20 protein-coding genes are annotated in these 20,318 nt (G+C 55.2%); 7 read left to right on the forward strand and 13 right to left on the reverse strand.

The window, feature by feature from the left end; all coding sequences use genetic code 11:
* Positions 1-135: 135 nt before the first annotated feature.
* Positions 136-843, reverse strand: coding sequence for a helix-turn-helix transcriptional regulator (locus DFO56_RS07575; RefSeq protein WP_044489776.1), 708 nt, complete (start codon positions 841-843; stop codon positions 136-138).
* 85 nt (positions 844-928) lie between these two features.
* Between DFO56_RS07575 and DFO56_RS07580 the strand changes: the two genes are divergently transcribed.
* The 4 genes from DFO56_RS07580 to DFO56_RS07595 are packed head-to-tail and all read left to right on the forward strand — an operon-like array spanning position 929 to position 4,223.
* Complete coding sequence (locus DFO56_RS07580) at positions 929-1,909, forward strand: sulfite exporter TauE/SafE family protein (RefSeq protein WP_233500387.1); 981 nt, start codon at positions 929-931, stop codon at positions 1,907-1,909.
* Positions 1,906-2,799, forward strand: a complete 894-nt coding sequence (locus DFO56_RS07585; protein ID WP_233500388.1) for a DMT family transporter — start codon at positions 1,906-1,908, stop codon at positions 2,797-2,799. Before DFO56_RS07580 ends, DFO56_RS07585 begins: the two co-directional genes overlap by 4 nt.
* Before the next feature lies 1 nt (position 2,800).
* Positions 2,801-3,511 carry a methyltransferase domain-containing protein gene (locus DFO56_RS07590; protein ID WP_045511831.1) on the forward strand — a complete coding sequence of 237 codons (711 nt, stop codon included), beginning with the start codon at positions 2,801-2,803 and terminating at the stop codon, positions 3,509-3,511.
* Positions 3,489-4,223, forward strand: a complete 735-nt coding sequence (locus tag DFO56_RS07595; RefSeq protein ID WP_045511834.1) for a class I SAM-dependent methyltransferase — start codon at positions 3,489-3,491, stop codon at positions 4,221-4,223. Before DFO56_RS07590 ends, DFO56_RS07595 begins: the two co-directional genes overlap by 23 nt.
* A gap of 36 nt (positions 4,224-4,259) precedes the next feature.
* Here DFO56_RS07595 and fdhF read toward each other — a convergent pair whose 3' ends face one another.
* The gene (gene fdhF, locus DFO56_RS07600; protein WP_082071791.1) at positions 4,260-6,407 is read right to left on the reverse strand and encodes a formate dehydrogenase subunit alpha; all 2,148 of its coding nucleotides are present in this window, start codon (positions 6,405-6,407) and stop codon (positions 4,260-4,262) included.
* Between the two features lie 257 nt (positions 6,408-6,664).
* Here fdhF and DFO56_RS07610 point away from each other — a divergent pair, with 257 nt between their 5' ends.
* Positions 6,665-7,396, forward strand: coding sequence for a response regulator (locus DFO56_RS07610; RefSeq protein ID WP_020456173.1), 732 nt, complete (start codon positions 6,665-6,667; stop codon positions 7,394-7,396).
* Between the two features lie 3 nt (positions 7,397-7,399).
* Here the strand turns inward: DFO56_RS07610 and DFO56_RS07615 are convergent, their stop codons facing one another.
* From DFO56_RS07615 to DFO56_RS07640, 6 genes are read right to left on the reverse strand one after another with little or no spacing between them, the layout of a single operon-like run.
* A complete protein-coding gene (locus DFO56_RS07615) occupies positions 7,400-8,392 on the reverse strand; it encodes a carbohydrate kinase family protein (protein ID WP_020456174.1) in 993 nt (330 codons plus the stop codon).
* Positions 8,392-9,252 carry a ketose 1,6-bisphosphate aldolase gene (locus tag DFO56_RS07620; RefSeq protein ID WP_045511837.1) on the reverse strand — a complete coding sequence of 287 codons (861 nt, stop codon included), beginning with the start codon at positions 9,250-9,252 and terminating at the stop codon, positions 8,392-8,394. Before DFO56_RS07620 ends, DFO56_RS07615 begins: the two co-directional genes overlap by 1 nt.
* Positions 9,253-9,263: 11 nt before the next feature.
* A complete protein-coding gene (locus DFO56_RS07625; RefSeq protein WP_045511839.1) occupies positions 9,264-9,950 on the reverse strand; it encodes a D-lyxose/D-mannose family sugar isomerase in 687 nt (228 codons plus the stop codon).
* A 51-nt stretch (positions 9,951-10,001) separates the two neighbouring features.
* Complete coding sequence (locus DFO56_RS07630) at positions 10,002-10,943, reverse strand: ABC transporter substrate-binding protein (RefSeq protein WP_017459503.1); 942 nt, start codon at positions 10,941-10,943, stop codon at positions 10,002-10,004.
* A gap of 40 nt (positions 10,944-10,983) precedes the next feature.
* Positions 10,984-11,985, reverse strand: coding sequence for a ribose ABC transporter permease (locus DFO56_RS07635; protein ID WP_020456177.1), 1,002 nt, complete (start codon positions 11,983-11,985; stop codon positions 10,984-10,986).
* Positions 11,978-13,501, reverse strand: coding sequence for a sugar ABC transporter ATP-binding protein (locus DFO56_RS07640; RefSeq protein ID WP_017459505.1), 1,524 nt, complete (start codon positions 13,499-13,501; stop codon positions 11,978-11,980). Before DFO56_RS07640 ends, DFO56_RS07635 begins: the two co-directional genes overlap by 8 nt.
* A gap of 124 nt (positions 13,502-13,625) precedes the next feature.
* Between DFO56_RS07640 and DFO56_RS07645 the strand changes: the two genes are divergently transcribed.
* Complete coding sequence (locus tag DFO56_RS07645) at positions 13,626-16,190, forward strand: ATP-binding protein (protein ID WP_045511842.1); 2,565 nt, start codon at positions 13,626-13,628, stop codon at positions 16,188-16,190.
* Positions 16,191-16,270: 80 nt separating this feature from the next.
* Positions 16,271-16,582 carry a DDRRRQL repeat protein YjdP gene (gene yjdP, locus DFO56_RS07650; protein WP_045511844.1) on the forward strand — a complete coding sequence of 104 codons (312 nt, stop codon included), beginning with the start codon at positions 16,271-16,273 and terminating at the stop codon, positions 16,580-16,582.
* 5 nt (positions 16,583-16,587) lie between these two features.
* Here yjdP and DFO56_RS07655 read toward each other — a convergent pair whose 3' ends face one another.
* From DFO56_RS07655 to phnL, 5 genes are all read right to left on the reverse strand, one after another.
* Positions 16,588-16,923 carry a low molecular weight protein tyrosine phosphatase family protein gene (locus DFO56_RS07655; RefSeq protein WP_020456181.1) on the reverse strand — a complete coding sequence of 112 codons (336 nt, stop codon included), beginning with the start codon at positions 16,921-16,923 and terminating at the stop codon, positions 16,588-16,590.
* A 207-nt stretch (positions 16,924-17,130) separates the two neighbouring features.
* Complete coding sequence (phnP, locus tag DFO56_RS07660; RefSeq protein WP_020456182.1) at positions 17,131-17,889, reverse strand: phosphonate metabolism protein PhnP; 759 nt, start codon at positions 17,887-17,889, stop codon at positions 17,131-17,133.
* 60 nt (positions 17,890-17,949) lie between these two features.
* Entirely contained in the window at positions 17,950-18,501 is a 552-nt protein-coding gene (phnN, locus tag DFO56_RS07665) for a ribose 1,5-bisphosphokinase (protein WP_161796285.1), read from the reverse strand.
* On the reverse strand, positions 18,498-19,634 hold the full coding sequence (gene phnM / locus DFO56_RS07670; RefSeq protein WP_045511850.1) for an alpha-D-ribose 1-methylphosphonate 5-triphosphate diphosphatase: 1,137 nt from the start codon (positions 19,632-19,634) through the stop codon (positions 18,498-18,500). Before phnM ends, phnN begins: the two co-directional genes overlap by 4 nt.
* Positions 19,631-20,317 carry a phosphonate C-P lyase system protein PhnL gene (gene phnL / locus DFO56_RS07675; RefSeq protein ID WP_045511853.1) on the reverse strand — a complete coding sequence of 229 codons (687 nt, stop codon included), beginning with the start codon at positions 20,315-20,317 and terminating at the stop codon, positions 19,631-19,633. The genes phnM and phnL overlap by 4 nt, the downstream gene beginning before the upstream one ends.
* Between the last annotated feature and the right edge of the window lies 1 nt (position 20,318).

A 20,318-nucleotide genomic window follows, 5' to 3' on the forward strand; every position in this document is an offset into this window, starting at 1 on the left:
GGGCAGGGCGGGGTCATTGTGCGTTATGCGCAGGGACAAAACGTGATCGGTTATATGCAGCTTCTCCTGTGCGCCCGGCGGTGAAGGTATTTTGCGACGGGCTGGCGCAGGCGGTGATGGCCGACAGACGGCACATCACTCATCATCAATGTTATGAATACCCAGGCTGCGTTGCAAAAACGCTTTGCCGGCAGGGGTGACGGTCAAAATACGTGCCTCATTGGTTTTGATGATAAAACGTTTCCTGAGCAGCGCGTTAAAGAGATGCGCGCCGAGCTCTCCCGAAAGATGGTAACTCTGTTCGCTCCAGTCCATGCAGGGGATCACCAGCGCCCGGCGTGAATGGCTAAGGGCGTGAGTATCAATGCCTAAGTGTGTGCTGAACCACGTATCGCCAGCGGCGCTAATGGCAAGGTTTCCCTCCGCGGCCTCAAGCACTTTTTGTTGGCAAAGGTGCTCGTAGATGGTCACGCCGACATGTCCGGCAATATGGTCGTAGCAGGTTCTGGCATAACACATTTTCTTGAACCCGCTGGGTTTGATGCGTTCCTGAAAATTGCTATCAGCATAGGTGGCGACCATCATTGATTCTATCGCCTGGGCAATCAGCGAGTTATAAAGCCGGTAATAACGGTTGCGGCCAATTTTATCAAAGGCAACGACGCGGCAATGGATGAGTTTCGCCAGATGATTACTCGTCGATTGAGGGGAAAGCCCGGCGGTGATAGCTAATTGCGATGCGGTGAGCCGGTTATTATCCATTAACGCGCAGAGCATTCTTGCCCGGCTCGCATCTGCTAATAAACAAGCCAATCGACTAAAATTAGGAAGTTGCTCTGTCATGACGTTCATAGTTCATTAAAGAATTAAACATTTATGTGCTTGTTCGTAAAGAATACCGCAATTCAGAACAGACAAGGCAGTCATAATGTTCTTACAACGACCTCTATATAAGGACTCCCTCCTCTTTTTCAGATTTTTTGCTTTAATTTTATGGCTTCTATTGACGGTTTATATTACTGGCTTTGCTAGTATTGTTGAGAATTATATTTTAAGTCTCGCCATGATGGTCGGCGCATTTGTCGGCAGTGCCACACCGGTCGGCGGTGGTGTGGTGGCGTTTCCGGTACTGACATTTATCAAGCAGATCCCCGCGAAAGAGGCCGCTGTTTTTTGCCTTGCTATGCAATCGTTTGGCATGACGGCGTCTTCTTTAGCGATATTTACCCGCAAGATACCGGTGGATAAATTTCTGATAACCTGGTGTGTAATAACCAGCTTTTTAGGCTATCTGCTGGCGTTATTTTATATTCCCAATCCCTTTTCATCCGCAGGTTTAAAAGTTTTTTTCTCCTCATTCTGGCTTGCTTTTGGCGCAGCGATTTTTGTTGTCAGAAGGAAAAAAAACATTTCGCAGACGGTTGGAATTACCCACGCGAGAGGCTGGCGATTACTGCTATTTATCGCTATTTGCTTTGCGGGGGGGATTGTAACGTCATGGATTGGTAATGGCATCGATGTGGTCTTTTTTTGTGTTTTGATTTTAATGTTCTCCCGCACCGAATCTGTGGCAACACCTTCTGCGGTTATTGTGATGGCATTGATATCCATCTTTGCGACAGCGTTAAATATCAGTGCCGGTAATTTGAATATGCAGACATTAAAATATCTTAGTGCAACGATTCCGGTGGTAATTATTTTTGCACCTTTAGGTATTCTTTTTTCTGTTCGGCATGGGGATGCATTTATCCGAAAACTTCTGCTGGCGCTGGTTATTATTCAGTATCTGTTTACCGCTGCTGCTTTTTTCAGGCAGCTGGATTATGTCTTTCTCTCCATGCTCGTTATTGCTCTTTCATCCGTTTTATTGTTTGCCATTGGCTATATTGATAAAAGGAAAGCGGTGTGACCACGAGAAATATGAACTTTCTGATAAAAGTCGTTATTGCGACCCTCTGTATGGGGTCTTCTTTTCCAACCGGGAAATACTTAATCTCTTATGAAAACATGCCGCCATTTTTAATGGGCGGTTGGCGGTTTATGGCGGCCGGGCTTTTTATGCTATTAATTCCCATATTTACCCGTGGCATTCAGGCTATCATCCCGACCAGTGAAGGTTCTGTCGCGAAGGGGCTGCTTTTAACTGCGGTCGTCGGTGCGTTGCAAACAACAGGGACAATGGGTTTTCTCAATCTGGCGCTGGAGAGCGTTACCTCATCCATGTCTTCTATTATTCTTTTTACCAATCCTCTGTGGCTCGCGATATTGGCGCATTATTTACTGCACGATAAATTAAACAAGCGAAAAATTATCTCACTGGTCATCGGTGTTGCGGGTGTCATTGTTTGCCTGGGGCTTGAGAGCGTTAAAGGCGGAACCGGTTTATTTTATGCGTTTTTAGGATCGATATGCTGGGCGGTATGCACGGTCGTGAGTAAGCGATTTGTTTTTGATAAAGATAGCTGGGTATTTACCGGCTGGCAGCTTTTTCTCGGCGCGCTGTTTATGTTGATCATCGCCTGGATAAGACATGAAAAATATGACATCGGCGATTTACAAACCTGGGGCTGGGTGTGGTTTATTTGGCTTATTTTACCGGCCAGCGTTGGCTCGTTCGGTTTATGGTTTTCAGCACTACGGCAGGGCGGCGCAACCCTTGCCAGCGGTTTTCTGTTTCTGGTCCCTCTCTTTTCAACGATCTTTTCTATTTTCACCTTGCATGATGGTCTCTCCATCCAACTTATTATCGGCGGATGCCTGATTGTCCTTTCACTCTTTCTTCTTAATCGGGAGTATTAACATGGAAGTGGGTAACAGTATTTCGATATCAACCGGAAAACAATGGTCTTTTGATAACGATGTCGCCAGCCATTTTGATGAACATGTGCAAATGTCGGTGCCAGTTTATCAGGAGGGGCATGAGCTTATTGGTTTTTTAAGCGATTTCTTTATTAAAGACGGTTCCGTGTTTTATGAAATCGGCTGCTCCACCGGCGCACTGATTCATAAAATCTATACCCGTCATAGTCAAAAAAAAGCGACACGGTTTATTGGTGTTGAACCGGTACAGAATATGATCGCGCAGGCAAAAAAAAGAACCGGTAGTTTACCCATTGAATATGTGCATGACACCATTGAAAATATCGATATGGAAGCGTGCGACTTTATCGCCTCTTATTACTGTTTGCAATTTATTCCCCTGACTAAACGCATAATCGCGTATGAAAAATTATACGACGCATTAATTCCTGGAGGCGCGCTGATTATTTTTGAAAAAGAGGTTATTGACGATTCAAAAATAAATGAAATGATAGAGTCTTGCTATCTAAAATTTAAGCTATCACGAGGCTTTTCGATTGATGAGATTATCGCTAAGAAATTTAGCCTCGAAGGAGTGATGCGGCCTTGCACCGAGCGGGAAAATAGAAAAATCCTTGCGGAAGTCGGGTTTAAACAAATTGCCACGATCATGAAATATGGTGAATTCCATGGATATCTTTGCATCAAATAAGCGCAGCCAGCAAAATAAAAATAAATGGGAAGAGTTACATAAAAAATCGGCGGATCAAAGTGTGCGCACCACACCCAGTTACGCAATAAGACGAATTTACGAAAGTCTGGAATATATACAAACTGACTCGACTACCGTCAATACGCTTGAAATTGGCTGTGGATTTGGCCGCAATCTTCATTACCTGATTACACATGGTTTTTCTGATAATTATGTTGGTATTGATCAGACCGATGTCGCAATTAATAAAACAGCCGAGCTGCTAAGCGATTATCAACAAAAAGGTATTGTACAACTTATCAAGGCCAACGCGGCGGGGGATTTACCCTTTCCGAATGCTCATTTTGATTGCATTTTCGATATTATGTCCGCCATCACCTTTATTCCCGATGAAGCGGTACGAGTCGCTTATTTCAGCAACGTAGTCAGGCTGCTGAAACCGGGCGGTGCTTATTTTTTCCTCGCAGTCAGTAACCAGGCGGTAGTTAACGATAAAGTCGTCGATGTAACGCTGGATGAGCCGGGCTTGTTTAAACGTAAGTTCGACAACATGATTGAAAAAGCCTATTCGGCGGATGAGCTGAAACGCTATCTGGCGGGGTTGTCTGTTTGCTGTCTGGATGTGGTTTCCGAGCACACTCGCGCTTTCGGCGATGAAAAGTTCGAACGCGAAAATGGCTTCTGGTTTGGCTGTTTTACCAAAGAGATTTGAAAAAATGCGGGGTGATGAACACCCCGCATTAACCGCTTAACCCATTGCGCTTTCGCGCAGGCGAGTCTTCAGTTTGTTGTACTCATCTATTACATACTGCTCGGCGGCGCGCTGATCGGCGATCGGCTCCACGCGCACGGCGCAGTATTTGTACTCCGGCGTTTTGGTAATCGGGCTTAAGTTCTCCGTCACCAGCTCGTTACAGGCACCAATCCACCACTGGTAGGTCATATATACCGCGCCTTTATTAGGACGCTCGCTGACCTGCGCACGCGTGATGATTTTGCCTTTGCGCGAGTTCACCCACACCAGCGCTTCATCTTCAATGCCAAGCCTTGCAGCGTCGGCCGTGTTGATTTGCGCATAACCGGGTTCATCCGCCAGCGCGGCGAGCGCGGCGCAGTTACCGGTCATTGAACGGCAGGAGTAGTGACCCACTTCACGCACGGTGGAAAGCACCATCGGATACTCCTCGTTGAGTTTATCCATTGGCGCGACCCAGTCGCAGGTGAAGAACTTCGCCAGCCCATTCGGCGTGTCGAATTTTTCTTTAAACAGATACGATGTGCCTTGATCGGCATCCGACGTGTCACGACACGGCCACTGAATGTAGCCCAGCTCACCCATTTTTTCGTAGGTGGCGCCGTAGAAGTCCGGGCAGAGATGACGCAATTCATCCCAGATTTCCTGCGTGTTGTTGTAATGCATCGGATAACCCATCCGGGTGGCAATCTCGCTGATGATTTGCCAGTCCGTTTTCAGATCCCACTTCGGTTCCACCGCTTTAAAGAATCGCTGGAAGCCGCGATCCGCTGCGGTATACACACCTTCGTGCTCACCCCAGGAGGTCGACGGCAGGATGACGTCCGCCGCGGCTGCGGTTTTTGTCATGAAAATGTCCTGCACAATGACCAGTTCCAGCCCTTCAAACGCCTTACGTACCGCTGAAAGCTCGGCATCGGTCTGAAGCGGATCTTCGCCCATGATGTAGGCGGCGCGGACTTCGCCATGCTCAACGCGGTGCGGCAGTTCGCTGATGCGATAACCGGTATGCGCAGGCAGGCTTTCAACGCCCCAGGCTTTGGCGAATTTCTCGCGGTGCGCCTCCTCTTTCACGTACTGGTAACCAGGGTAGGTATCCGGTAACGCGCCCATATCGCAGGCACCCTGCACGTTGTTCTGACCACGCACCGGGTTCACCCCAACGTGCGCTTTGCCGAGGTTGCCCGTCAGCATCGCGAGGCTGGTCAGCGAACGCACGGTTTCCACCCCCTGGTAGAACTGGGTCACGCCCATGCCCCACAGAATGGCAGCGGTTTTCGCACCGGCATACATACGGGCGGCCTGGCGGATCTCCTGCGCAGTGACGCCGGTGATCTCCTCGACCGATTCCGGCGTATAGCCTTCAACGATTTTCCGGTACTCTTCAAACCCTTCGGTACGATTGGCGACAAACGCTTCGTCGTACAGCTTTTCCTCAATAATGACATGCCCCATTGCGTTGAGCAGGGCGATGTTCGACCCGTTTTTCAATGCAACGTGCATATCAGCAATGCGCGCGGTTTCGATTTTGCGCGGATCGCAGACGATGATTTTCGCCCCGTTTTGTTTCGCGCGAATCACATGATTAGCGACGATCGGGTGAGAATCCGCCGGGTTGTAACCAAAGATAAACACTAAATCAGTGTTATCAATTTCATTAATGGCATTACTCATCGCGCCATTACCGACCGACTGGTGCAGACCTGCAACCGATGGGCCGTGTCAGACGCGAGCGCAGCAGTCGACGTTATTGGTACCAATAACGGCGCGCGCGAATTTTTGCATTATGTAGTTGGTTTCATTACCCGTACCGCGGGAAGAGCCGGTGGTCTGGATTGCATCCGGACCGTACTTCTCTTTGATGGCGCTCAGACGACCAGCGACATAATCGAGCGCTTCATCCCAGGATACCGACTCCAGTTTGCCGCCGCGCTGGCGACGGATCATCGGGGTTTTCAGGCGAGGTGTCAGAATCTGGGTATCGTTAATAAAATCCCAGCCGTAATAACCCTTCAGGCAGAGCGTGCCCTGATTGGTCTTGCCCTGCGCAGCCTCCGCCCGAACGATTTTGCCGTTATCGACCACCAGGTGAATCTTGCAACCTGAGGCGCAATACGGGCAAACCGTGACGACTTTTTTCATCACTTTCGCTCCAGTTAAGAATATCGCCCCCGATTATGCATCTTCTATGCCACAGTTTTGCTGGGGGTATTCACTGATATTACGGCGGATATTTGGTCAAAATACTGACGAAACGCAGGTCATCGTCAAAAGTGACGTGTCGAAAGGCCAGGGGGATGTGACCCCGGTTAAAAATCCGGCATTTAGTCGCTGCATTTATCAATCGCAGCCAACAGAATGAGCCAGAATGAGCAAGTAAAGCCTGGCGGAAGCGGATAATGAAACCTGCGATTCTGGTTGTGGATGACGATACGGCGGTGTGTTCACTGCTGGAAGATGTGCTCAACGAGCACGTCTTTACGGTCTACGCCTGCCATAACGGGCGTGATGCGGTAAACCTTTGTGCGCAGCATGCGGATATCGCGCTGGTGCTGCTGGATATGATGTTGCCGGATATCAACGGCTTGCAGGTATTACAGCAATTGCAAAAACTGCGCCCGTCGCTGCCGGTGGTGATGCTGACCGGGCTGGGCAGCGAATCGGATGTGGTGGTCGGCCTGGAAATGGGCGCCGATGACTACATTGGCAAACCTTTTAACGCGCGTGTGCTGGTCGCGCGCGTCAAAGCGGTATTACGGCGTACCGGCGTGCTGGCGGCGGAAGCCACCGCGATAAAAACGCCGGGGTTTGTCTTTAACGGCTGGCATCTCGATCCTGAGCGCTGTGAGCTGTTTAACCCGCAGCAGCAGAGCGTGGCGTTGACGCAAGGGGAGTACAGCTTATTGCTGGCGCTGGTGCAAAACGCGCGTCGGGTACTGAATCGCGAACAGTTGCTGGAGCTAACGCACAGCGAAAGCGTCGATGTGTTTGATCGCACCATTGACGTGTTGATTATGCGCCTGCGCCGCAAAATCGAAACCAATCCTCACCAACCCGCGTTGATCAAAACCTTGCGCGGGCTTGGTTACGTGTTTGCCGCAGACGTTTCTCACGGTGATAAAGCCGCCTGAGCCTCAGCACTCTTGTAATAACGCGTCCAGCGTTTTCGCGCCGTCAATGGCGTTGGCGCACAGCAGGCTGGCGCGGGCGCAGGCATGCGCCAGCAAAATGCTTTTTTGCAGCGGCCAGCTTTCGTGGCAACCATATAAAAAACCGGCGCAAAAGGCGTCTCCCGCCCCCACGCTGCCAATAATTTCGGCCTGGCTCAGCATCCGCGAAGGTACCCAGCTGCCCGCTTCGCCGGGTGCTTCACCCCAGGCACCTTCCGGGCAGTGGATCACCACCCGCTGTTTTACGCCCGCCGCCAGCAGTTTTGCCGCGGCGAGAGCGATATTGTCGATATGCGGCCCGTCGTCGGCTGTGCGCATTGCCAGTCCGCTGAACTCGCCCGCTTCCAGTTCGTTGATCACCAGATAATCAAGATGCGGCAAGCAGGGCAGCACCAGCGGTTGATAGCGCGGATCGCCTTTGCGCGACACTAAATCGAGCGAGGTTTCAAAGCCCTGTTCGCGCATTTGCGCCAGCAGGCGTGCGCTGCGGGTGCCAAATTCCTCATCGGGTTTATCCAGGCTGTCGAGCAGCAGTAAATAACCGAGATGGAAAATCTTCATGCTGCCATCCAGCCCGTCAAAGGCGGGCAGATCCAGCAGACGATTGGCTCCCGGCGAGTGGAAAAAGGTGCGCTGCCCGGAAGGATCGGTCATCACCTGCGACATGGACGTCGGTGCCGACGTGGTGCGCTGTACATGCTGGCGGTTGACGTGGTACTGCTCCAGCATCGCCAGAATATAATCGCCGTCGCTGTCTTCGCCCACCAGCCCGACCGCCTGTAGCGGCAGGCCAACGTGCATTTTCGCCAGCGTCAGCAGGACATTCAGCGGCGCACCGCCGGTGGAGCGCTCGCTGTGGGTGATTTCCGCCAGCCAGCCGCGCTCCGGCCACTGCACAATCTGGTGGACATGATCGACCAGCATATTTCCGGCGGCGATAACCCCTTTACGTTCCATCACAGTTGCCCCGCGCTGCCAAAGATGCGCATCTGCCCGGCGACGGTATCGGTAATGGCTTCTTCAACACTGAGCAATAGCTGCGCGAACTCATCATACAGCGGCTGGCGGTTGCTCATGCGCTGCTCGATGGCGCCCAGTGCGGCTTGCGACATGCCGGTGTAGAAATTGATTTTATGAATGCCGAGCGAGATGGCGCGGCGGAAATCGTCATCGCTGATGCCGGAACCGCCGTGCAGCACCAGCGGCAGGCCGGTTTGCTGGCGAATGGCGTCCAGACGTTCGAAATCGAGTTTCGGCTCGCCTTTGTACTTGCCGTGCGCGTTACCAATGGCGACCGCCAGCGTATCGATGCCGGTACGATCCACAAAATCCCGCGCCAGCGCCGGATCGGTGAAACAGGCTTCATCGGCGTGACCGTACAACGCACCGCCTTCATCGCCGCCCACCGCGCCCAGCTCGGCTTCAACGGAAACGCCCACCGCGTGGCACATCTTCACCACTTCCCGCGTCTGGCGAATATTCTCTTCGTACTCCAGCGTGGAGCCATCGAACATCACCGAACTAAAGCCGAGCCGCAGCGCGCGCACCACGGATTCAAAGTGCAGCCCGTGGTCGAGATTTAAGACCACCGGAATGTCACTGCGGGCGGCCTCGAATTTCACCGCTTCGACCAGCGAGTCCAGCGAGATGTACTTAAAATGCACTTCGGCGATGTTGATGATAAACGGCGAACGCTCCTGTTTCGCGGCGGCGAACAGGGCGCGTAGAAAGTGGGAGTCGAGCACGTTGAACGCGCCCAGGGCGTAGTGATGTTCGCGGGCGTGGGCCAGGCCTTCAGCAAGAGAAATCAGCGGCATAGCAAACTCCTTTAGCTCAGAAACAGATGATACTCGTTGCACAGCACCAGCAGCGCCGGTTCGTCTTCCAGAATGTTGTTGTAGCGATCCATGGCATTCAGGAAGTGGTTGTCATGCTCGTCATCGTTTACCGACGACACTTCCCCGACCAGCACATCGCCGAAGCCGGGTTCGCCCCAGAAGCTGTGATACAGCCCCGGTGGCAGGCAAATACTTTCCCCTGGTGAGAGGCGCAGCTGACTGCCCGCCGCGTGTGTCTGAATGCAGCCATCAATGACCACGGTAACGTCGGTGTTGAGCGTCTCGTCATTCGCTCCGGCGTTCCACAGTTCAATAATTAAATTACCGCCGCCGCGATTAATGATGTCCTCGCGCTTGCGCCAGTGAAAATGCATCGGTGTCACCTGTGCGTCGCGCACATGCATGATCTTTTCCGCATAACATTTTTCATAGGGCGCGCCGTTGGGCGAGCCGTTGCGCAGCGTAAACAGCGTCAGCCCCTGGGCGTAGAAATTCGAACTGCCGAAGGCGGTGACATCCCAGCCTAACTTCAGATCGAACACTTCGCGCCAGGCCTCTCTGTCCAGCTGTTGCCATTTGGTTGGTGGAAAACTGGCAAAAGGAGGCAGATGCACATCGTGCATCGAGAAGAACTGTCGTGTATGGCCGAGAATCTCATTAATGGCGGAGCGTTTCATGGTATCCCCTGTGTTGGCACTCCCTCTCCCTTGCGGGAGAGGGATAAACCGTTATTTCACCGTCCAGCCTTTGTAACTGCCGACATTCTGTTTATCGATCATGGTCACCGGGATCAGCACCGGCGCTTTCGGCGCGGGTTTGCCTTGCAGGATGTCATAACCAATTTCCACCGCGCGGGCGGCCATCACTTGGGGATCCTGAGCCGGGGTGGCGACAAACAGCGAGTTCTTACGTTTCAGCGCCTCTTCACCGTCCGGGCTGCCGTCGACGCCAACAATAAAGAACTCGTTGCGTTGCGCCTGTTTAGCTGCCAGATCGGCACCGATCGCCGTCGGATCGTTAATCGCAAACACGCCGTCGATTTTCGGGTTAGCGGCAAGCAGTGAGGTCATCACTTCCAGCCCGCCTTCACGGCTGCCTTTGGCGTTCTGGTTATCGGAAAGCACCTTGATGTCCGGGTGGCGTTTAAACTCGGTCTGGCAACCTTCGACACGGTTCTGTACGGCGGAAACCGGCGGCCCGTTGATGATCACCACATTGCCTTTGCCTTTCAGACGATCGGTGATGTATTTACACGCCATTTCACCCGCCTGGGTGTTATCGGAAGTGATGGTGGCGTCAGCGCCTTCCGCCGCTACGTCAACCGCCACGACGACGATCCCGGCGTCTTTTGCCCGTTTCACCGCCGGGCCGATGCCTTTGGAGTCTGCGGCGTTGAGGATGATCATGTCGACTTTGGCGGCGATAAAGTTGTCAATCTGCGCCACTTGCTGACCGAGATCGTAGCCGCTGGAAACCAGCGTCACTTTGACCTTATCGCCCGCCAGTTTGCGCGCTTCCAGCTCCGCTCCCTTGGTGATTTGCACGAAGAAGGGGTTGGCCAGATCGCCCACCGTCACGCCGATGGACTTCAGTTCTTTGGCCTGCGCGAACGGGGCGCTGGCCAGCAGAGCACCCGCGCAGAGCGCAGTGACAAGAGGTTTAAGACGCATGCTGTAATCCTCGCTTATGTTGCTGTTTTGTAGGGTATTGTTATGCTGCCTGATGATGCCGGGTACGGTATTTGTCGATCAGCACCGCTATGATGATCACCGCCCCTTTGATCACCAATTGCCAGAAGTAGGAGACGCCCATCAGCGTCATCCCATTGTTTAAGGTGGCGATAATCAGCGCCCCCACCAGCGTACCGGTGATGGTGCCAATGCCGCCGACAAAGCTGGTACCGCCGAGGATCACCGCCGCGATGGCGTCCAGCTCATAGCCCATGCCGAGGTTGCCGTTGGCGCTGTATAAGCGCGAGGCGCTCATCACCCCGCCAAGACCGGAAAGCAACCCGCTCATGCCATAGACGAACAGCAACACCAGCCACACTTTGATGCCGGTCAGGCGTGCGGCCTGCATATTGCCGCCCACCGCGTAAATATGTACGCCAAGCGTGGTGCGGCGCAGGATAAACCAGCACACCACAATCACCGCCAGCGCGATCACCACCAGCCACGGCACCGGGCCAAGATAGTTATTGCCGATCCACTCAAAACTGATGTCGGAGTTAATCACCGTGGTGCCGTCAGCCAGCAGATAGGCTGCACCGCGCAGCGCGGTGTAAGTGCCGAGCGTGACGATAAACGGCGGCAACCCGGCGAACGCCACCAGCGCGCCGTTAAACAGCCCCAGCACCAGGCCAAGCATCAGCGCCGCCGGCACCGACAGCATGGCGAGCTCCGGTGTCAACGACACCACCATTGCTGCCACTGCTGTAGTACCAAGGATCGACCCGACAGACAGGTCGATGCCGCCGGTCAGAATGATGAAGGTCATCCCTGCCGCTAGCACGATGTTGATCGACGCCTGGCGGGTGATATTCAGCAAATTGCTTTCGGTAAAGAAGTTCGGCGCGATAAAGCCAAACACGGCGACGATGAGGATCAAAATCGGCAGGATGCCGACCGTTTGCATCAGATCGCCCATTAACATTTTTTTGGCGGAGGCCGATTTGGCGACCTCGGTGGCTGTATTTTCTTTGTAATCAGTCATGGTGTACCGCCGGATGTAGGGATTCGTTAACGCCGGTCGCCAGCGTCATGATGTTTTCCTGGGTGATGTCGCCGTTGAGTAACTCACCGGCAATCTCGCCTTCGCGCATCACATACACGCGATCGCTCATGCCGACCACTTCCGGTAACTCACTGGAGATCATCAGGATCGCCACGCCTTTGCGCGCCATCTGGTTCATGATCCGGTAGATCTCGCTTTTCGCGCCGACATCGACGCCGCGCGTTGGCTCGTCGAGGATCAAAATGCGGGGGCCAATCGCCACCCAGCGCGAGATCAGCAGTTTCTGTTGGTTGCCGCCGGAAAGCCCGCCCGCCCGCACTTGCGCGTGCGGTACGCGGATGTTGAGCAGCTTGATGGCATCATCGGAGATCGACTGTGCTTTTTTGCGATCGAGCATTCCCCAGGCGGCGTCGCGCTCAAGCGTCGCCATGGTGATGTTCTCCTGCGCCGCCAGTTCGAGAAACAGCCCTTGCTCTTTGCGGTTTTCGGTCAAAAAACCGATGCCCAAATCAATGGCGGCGCGCGGGGAGTGGATCACCACCGGTTCGCCATCCACTTCGATCATGCCGCCGGTGGCTTTACGCACGCCGAAGATCAACTGCGCCAGTTCCGATCGTCCCGCACCAACCAGCCCGGCGAGACCGACGATCTCCCCGGCGCGGACATGCAAGCTAACCGGCTGGATCTTTTCGTTATCCGTCAGGTGGTGAATGCTCAGACGCGGGCTGCCGAGCGGAATATCGCGCTCTTTGTTAAACAGATCGCTGAGCGGTCGCCCGACCATCATGCGCACCAGCTCGGAGGCATTCAGTTTGTCGCGGGTCAGGCTGCCGACGTATTGCCCGTCGCGCAGCACGCTGACGCGATCGGAAAGCTCATACACTTCCGCCATGCGGTGGCTGATGTAGATAATCGCCATGCCTTGATCGCGCAGACGCAGGATCAGTTCGAACAGGCGGTGAGTTTCACGCGAGGAGAGGGCGGCGGTGGGTTCGTCCATTACCAGAATGCGGCTGTTGCGGTGCAATGCGCGGGCGATCTCCACCTGCTGTTGTTCGGCGATGGTTAACGTCATCACCCGGTCGGTGGCTTTGAAATTGGCGCCAAGGCGATCGATCACCGCCTGGGCTTGCGCGGCCATCTCTTTGCGCTGCACCAGCCCGCCACGGGCGATTTCGCTGCCGAGAAAGATGTTTTCAGCGACGGTAAGATTGGGCGCGAGCTGCATCTCCTGGTAAATTAAGGTGATGCCCGCCGCCAGCGCGTCTTTCGGGCCTTTTATGGTATAGGGCTGGCCGTCAATCAGGATCTCGCCGCTGGTGGCGCTGTACGCCCCGGCAAGAATTTTCATTAACGTGCTTTTCCCCGCGCCGTTTTCCCCCATTAGCGCGTGGATCTCGCCGGGCCAGACCGTCAGGTCCACCCCTTTGAGCGCGTAAAACTTGCCAAACGCTTTGGCAATGTTGCGCATCTCCAGAACGGGCGTTGTGCTCATGTCAGGCTCCTCGGAAGGACGATATCCGCACTTCATCACACGTTCGTAAATGCACAATGTCAGAAGCTGTTCATATTTGTCATAGTGACGCCCATACCCGCGTTGAGCCTCTTATGGAGCCACTATGCCGTATCGCGCGAATCCGTTCTTTTCCAGCGCCCGTGGGCGGCTGCTGTTTTTCAATATGTTAGTGGTGGCCGTGACCTTAATGGTGTGCGGCGTGGCGGTACTTGGCTTTCGCCATGCCAGCCAGATCCAGGAACAGGTGCAACAGCAGACGCTGGACGATATGACCGGCAGCATGAACCTGGCGCGCGATACCGCCAACGTTGCCACAGCGGCGGTGCGTTTATCGCAGGTGGTCGGCGCGCTGGAGTACAAAGGTGAAGCCGAGCGGCTGAAAGCAACGCAAAGTGCGCTACAACACTCGCTAAACCAACTGGCGAACGCGCCGCTTGCGCAACTGGAGCCGCAACTGGTGGCGCAGATCACACGGCGCAGTCATGAGTTGCAGCAAAGCGTCACCGAGATGCTGCAACGCGGACAGCGCCGCCACCTGGAGCGTAATGCGCTGCTCAGCTCGCTCTACCAGAGCCAAAGTTATTTGCGTCATTTACAGGAGATAAATACGCGGGAAGGGGGAAATATCCCCGACAGCCGCCTGCTGGAAGAGATGGACCGGCTCATCATCGCCGCTATTCAAACGCCTTCCCCGCGCCCGACCATCAAGCAACTGTCTGAAGTGATGGCGACATTACCGCTGCAAAGCGCCAGCTCAACGGTGGCGTTTATCCTGCCCGATTTCAGCGCCGAGTTGCGCAAACTGGAGCCGCTGTCGCTGCAACTGGAAGAGAGCGATCTGGCGATTAGCTGGTCGATGTTTCACATCAAAGCGCTGGTGGCGCTGCTCAACAGCGACATTAACCAGTATGTCTCGGAAGTGGCGAACGCCTCTGAGCTGCGCACCACCCAGAGCCATCAGGAGATGCGATCCATCATTGCGTTTATCAGCGTTTTCGCCCTGCTGGCGCTGGTGATCACTGGCTTTGCCGGTTGGTATATCTACCGTAACCTGGGATCTAATTTAACTGCGATTTCGCGCGCGATGTCGCGGCTGGCGCACGGTGAAAAGGACGTTTCCGTACCGGGTTTGCAGCGGCGTGATGAGCTGGGCGAACTGGCGCGGGCGTTTAACGTCTTCGCGCGCAACACCGCCTCGCTGGAGCACACCTCAAAGCTACTGAAAGAGAAAAGTACGCAACTGGAAACCACGTTTCACGCCATGCGCGACGGCTTTGCCCTGTTTGATAACCAGGGCTGTCTGGTCGTGTGGAACCCGCAATATCCGCTGCTGCTGGGGTTAACTGCCGATGCGCTTCAGCGCGGCCATCATTACCAGCGTTTGCTGCACCAGGTAAGTGATTTACCCAACCATGTGCAGGAGAATCTCGCCCGGACGCTGCCAAAACCGCAAGAATTGCGGCTGGCGGATGACCGCACCATTGAGCTGCGCTTCAGCCCGGTGCCAGGGCGCGGGATGGTTAACGTGGTGCTGGACCGAACCGAACGTAAAGGGCTGGAAGCCGCATTGCTGCACAGCCAGAAGATGAAAGCGGTCGGGCAACTGACCGGTGGGCTGGCGCACGACTTTAACAACCTGCTGGCGGTGATCATCGGCAGCCTCGAACTGGTCGCGCCCGGTTCGCCGGATGCGCCACGTATTTCGCGGGCGCTGAAAGCCGCCGAGCGCGGGGCGTTACTCACGCAGCGCCTGCTGGCGTTTTCACGTAAGCAGTCGCTGCATCCGCACGCGGTAGAGATGCAGCCGCTGCTGGAAAACCTCGGCGAGCTGATGCGCCATTCCCTGCCGGCGACATTGACGCTGGAGATTGAGGCGCAGAACCCGGCGTGGCCCGCGTGGATCGATGTCGGACAACTGGAAAACGCCATCATCAACCTGGTGATGAACGCCCGCGATGCCATGGAAGGAGAGAGCGGCGTTATCAAAGTGCGCACCTGGAACCAGCGCGTGACCCGCAGCGACGGGCGCAAGCAGGATATGGTGGCGCTGGAAGTGGTGGATCATGGCTGCGGGATGTCGCAAGAGGTGAAAGCACAGGTATTTGAACCGTTCTTCACTACCAAGCAGACCGGCAGCGGCAGTGGGTTAGGGCTGTCGATGGTTTACGGTTTTGTCCGTCAGTCCGGCGGGCGGGTAGAGATCGAAAGCGCGCCAGGGCAGGGCACCACGGTGCGTTTGCAACTGCCACGCGCGGCGGTGCAGGTGGTCAATCATCCCGAACCCGATTTGGCGCAAACGCGTGATACCTGCGACACGCTGATTCTGGTGCTGGAAGATGAAGCGGATGTGCGCCAGACGCTGTGTGAACAGCTGCATGAGCTGGGGTATCTAACGCTGGAGGCCGAAAGCGGCGAGCAGGCATTACAACTACTGAGCGCATCGCCGGAGATTGGCGCGCTGATTAGTGACCTGATGTTGCCCGGTACGTTAAGCGGGGCGGAAGTGATTAACCTTGCGCGTCAGCACTATCCGCAACTGCCGCTGTTGCTGATAAGCGGCCAGGATCTGCGTCCGGCGCATAACCCTGCGCTGCCGGATGTCGAGCTGTTGCGCAAACCGTTTACCCGCGTACAACTCGCCCAGGCGCTGCGCCGCATTGCGGCGTAGTGGATTTGAGATTCCTCCGCTACCCGGCGCGCGCGTGGCTGAATTAACGTAAGCCTCGTCCCTATTTGAGGCTGGCCTTTATGAAACGTTACGCGAACGCGCTGGTGCTCGGCGCTCTCTTACTCAGTGGTCAGGTTGCCCACGCGGATGTGATTGATGATGCGATTGGTAATATCCAGCGGGCGATTGGCGAGGCGTATAACACAGATAGCCGCGATGACAGGCGCGATGACGACTACCAAAACCGCGATCAGCGCAGGCAGTACGACGACCGTTATCAGCAGCTTGAGGATCGGCGTCGTCAACTGGATGACCGCCAGCGCCAGCTCGATCGCGAGCGACGCCAGCTGGAAGATGAACAGCGCAGGCTGGAAGACGATGATTATCGCTAACGCGGCTACGCAGGGATGCGCAAACCTAAACGCGCCGGAACAACATCTTCCAGCAACGCGATCAGTTGCGGATCCATAAAGTGGTAATGGTCAGGAATATCCAGCACGTAAACCGGTTTATGCTGCACCAGGCGGCTGAAGTCTTCCAGAATCCGGCTCTTGTGATGTTCTTCCATGACGCAGATAACATCCGCCCAGGAGAGAATGGCGGGGGAGACGGTTTTTCTCGCCTGGCGCTGCGTGCCAGCGGAACGGGCATTTAGCCCCGGGTAGCGGCGAAAAACCTGCTCAGCCGTGGGGCTGCGCCACTGGTTTCGGCTACAAATAAAAAGCACATTCATGGCAAGCTCAATACTCTGTCAAAGCCGCGATGTGCTAATAACTGCCAGGTCACACGCGGGTAAGTAAGACCCCGTTGCGTTATGCGCAACAACTTTTTTTGCTTCGAGTCTGTACGCTTAATCCCTCAAACGACCTCTTTACAGGCTGCGTCTGCTTATTCCGCTTCCACCGGAAAAGATGCGACGAATATATCGGTATTATGCGGTCTAATCCAGCACAATCCGCATGCCATCATACCCTGCTTCAACCCCCGTCGGCAGCGGGTTTTTCATCATCCATTGATCAAAGACATGACTGATATGCGTTAGGATAACTCTTGGACAGCCAATCACCTCATTCAGGGCGATAACCGTGTTCAAATCGCTGTGATTTTTCGGCGTTTGCGCACGTGGTTCATATGAACAATCTATCACCACCACTTGCGGATGATTATTGAGCAGAAACTTTAACGTCTTGTCCGGTAACCCGGCGGTATCAGACAGCCATGCCACCCGGCTGTGCGCCGATTCGAACAAATAGCCAAAGGTGAGTTTCGAATGGTTCAGCGGCAGTGGCGTCACCTGTAAACCTTGCAGGTCAAACACCACAAACGGTTCAACGGTATGGCTGAAATCAAGCAGGCCGGGGTGCTTAAACAGATCGTCGCAACCCTGTTCATCCGGTGGGCCATAGACCGGGATTTTCTCGCCCACGCCCCAGCGCAACGGAAACAGCCCTTGCACATGATCCATGTGATAGTGAGTAAGCAGGAACTGCTGAAAGTGACCGGCGGGAAAGGTATCCATCAGATCGGGGATACCGGCGTCGAGTAAGGTCACTGCGTCGTTAAACTTCACCACGGCGCTACAGGGTTTACGGCGATGGGTTTCATTCTGACGGGCACGGCGGCAGGCTGCACAGTCGCAACCAAAAACCGGCACCAGTTGTGCGCCGCCGGTGCCGGTGAGGGTGATTGTCAGGCTCATAGCGCCTCGCTTTAACGGTTGAGTCAACGTAACCGGCGCAGCAACGCTACGCCGACATCATTACGCGCTTTTCCCTTGTTGCGCACGAATCAGCATGACCAGTCCTTCTACTGACTGTAGCAAACTGCCATCGTTATTCAGCGTCAGGCAATTGCCTGGCTGGTAACGCGCCGCGCGCTCCAGCCGCGCTTCAATCTCTGCGGGGCTCTCCCGCCCGCGTTTTTCCAGGCGTTGGCGCAAAATGCCGGGCGATACCTGCACGTACACCGGCATCAGCGTGTCGCCATATTGCGCTTGCGCCTGTTGCAGATGCCCGCGCGAACCGTTTACCACCACATCAAACCCGGCCTGTAGCCAGAGGTCTATCTCTGCGCCAATGCCGTAATAAAAGTCGTTGGCATGCCAGCTCAGCGTAAACAGATGCTGCTCGGCACGGGTGAAAAACTCTTTTTCACTCAAAGCGATATGGTTTTCGCTCCCGGCGCTGGCCGGGCGGGTAATGTAACGGTGCGCGACCAGTAATTGCGGATGCTCTCGCTGGCGCAGCGCCGCCAGTAGCGAGTCTTTGCCCGCGCCGGACGGCCCCATTAACCAGATCAGTCTGCCCATCAGAACACCCTTTTCCCCTCGCGCCAGACATGATCAATGCGTACGTGGTCGCCTTTGTGGTGCGCCAGCACCAGATCCGCCCGCTTCCCTTCGGCTATCACGCCGCGATCGTTAAGATTCAGCGCCTGTGCCGGGTTTTTGGTTACCAGGTGAACCGCTTTCTCCAGGCTGAAATCATTCTCTTCATCGCTGGCTACGCGAAACACCGCATCCAGCAGGCTGGCGGGGTAGTAGTCGGATGACAAAATATCCAGCATGCCAAGTTGCGCCAGCTTATGTGCCGCCACGTTGCCGGAGTGGGAACCGCCGCGCACGATATTGGGCGCGCCCATCAGCACGCTTAATCCATGGTCTCGCGAGGCTTCCGCCGCCGCGAAAGTGGTCGGGAATTCAGCAATCACGCTGCCGAGCTGGTGCGATTCGACAACATGCTCGCGCGTTGCGTCATCGTGGCTGGCTAGGGGCAGATTACGCGCATTGCATATCGCGGCGATGGCTAACCGGTTGGGCTGCGACCACTGTGCGGCGAGCGCCAGTTGCTCCTGCTCGAACTGATCCATCTGCTCATCGGTGAGGTGATATTTACCCTGATAATATTCACGATACTTCTCATAGCTGGCGTACTGGCGCTGTCCTGGCGAATGATCCATCAGCGACACCAGCGCGACCGGCTCGCGGCCAACCAGTTTTTCAAACAGCGGCAGAGTGGTGTGATGCGGCAGTTCGCAGCGTAGATGCAGGCGGTGCTCGGCGCGGTTCAACCCGCGCTTTTGCGAATCTTCCACGGCGTTGATCATCTTTTCCAGATTCTCCAGCCGGTCGCCGCCGTCGCGCACATCGCCAATCGCTACCGCGTCCAGCACCGTTGTTATCCCGCTGGCGACCATCAGCGCGTCGTGACTGCTCATCGCGGAATGGGCGGGCCAGTCCACTTTCGGCCGCGGGGTGAAGAACTTATCCAGGTTATCCGTATGCAGTTCAATAAGCCCAGGCATCAGCCAGCCGCCGTCGCCATCATGCGCGCCGGGCTGGCGGCTTTGGGTTTCGGCAAAAGCACGAATTACGCCGTCACGAACTTCCAGCGAGCCGCTGATCACCTCATCTTCGAGGATCAGTTTTACATTGTTGATTATCATGCGGAGATCCCCATCGGGTAGAGGCGGTCGGCGACATGTTCGCGCACGGCGCCATCGTGAAAGATGCCGACAATCGCTGCGCCGCGCGCTTTCGCCTGCGCGATCAGTTCAACGACAGCGGCGCTGTTTTTCTCATCCAGCGAAGCGGTAGGTTCATCGAGCAGCAAAATCGGGTAGTCGACAATAAACCCGCGCGCGATATTAACGCGCTGCTGTTCACCGCCGGAAAAGGTGGCGGGAGCGAGATGCCACAAGCGTTCCGGCACATTCAGCCGGGTGAGCAGTTCACCCGCTTTTTGCGCGCACTGTTCGCGGACAATGCCCTGTTCCAGCAGCGGTTGCATTACCACATCCAGCGCGCTAACGCGGGGGATAACGCGTAAAAACTGGCTCACCCAGCCAATGGTGTGGCGGCGCACTTCCAGCACTTTACGCGCCGGAGCCTGCACCAGATCCACCCATTCATCGCCGTGTTTGACATGAATATGTCCGGCGTCGGGCAGGTAGTTGGCGTACAGCGAACGCAGCAGGGTCGATTTCCCGCTGCCGGAATGGCCATGCAGCACCACACATTCACCGGCCCCGACACTGAGCGATGTTTCGCGCAGCACCGGCAGGCGCACGCCGTTTTGGTGATGCAGAACGAAGGTCTTGCTGACATTTTCCACACGCAAAACAGTCATC

Origin of the sequence: Kosakonia sp. AG348, from assembly GCF_003337365.1 — a bacterium.
Classification (GTDB): domain Bacteria; phylum Pseudomonadota; class Gammaproteobacteria; order Enterobacterales; family Enterobacteriaceae; genus Kosakonia.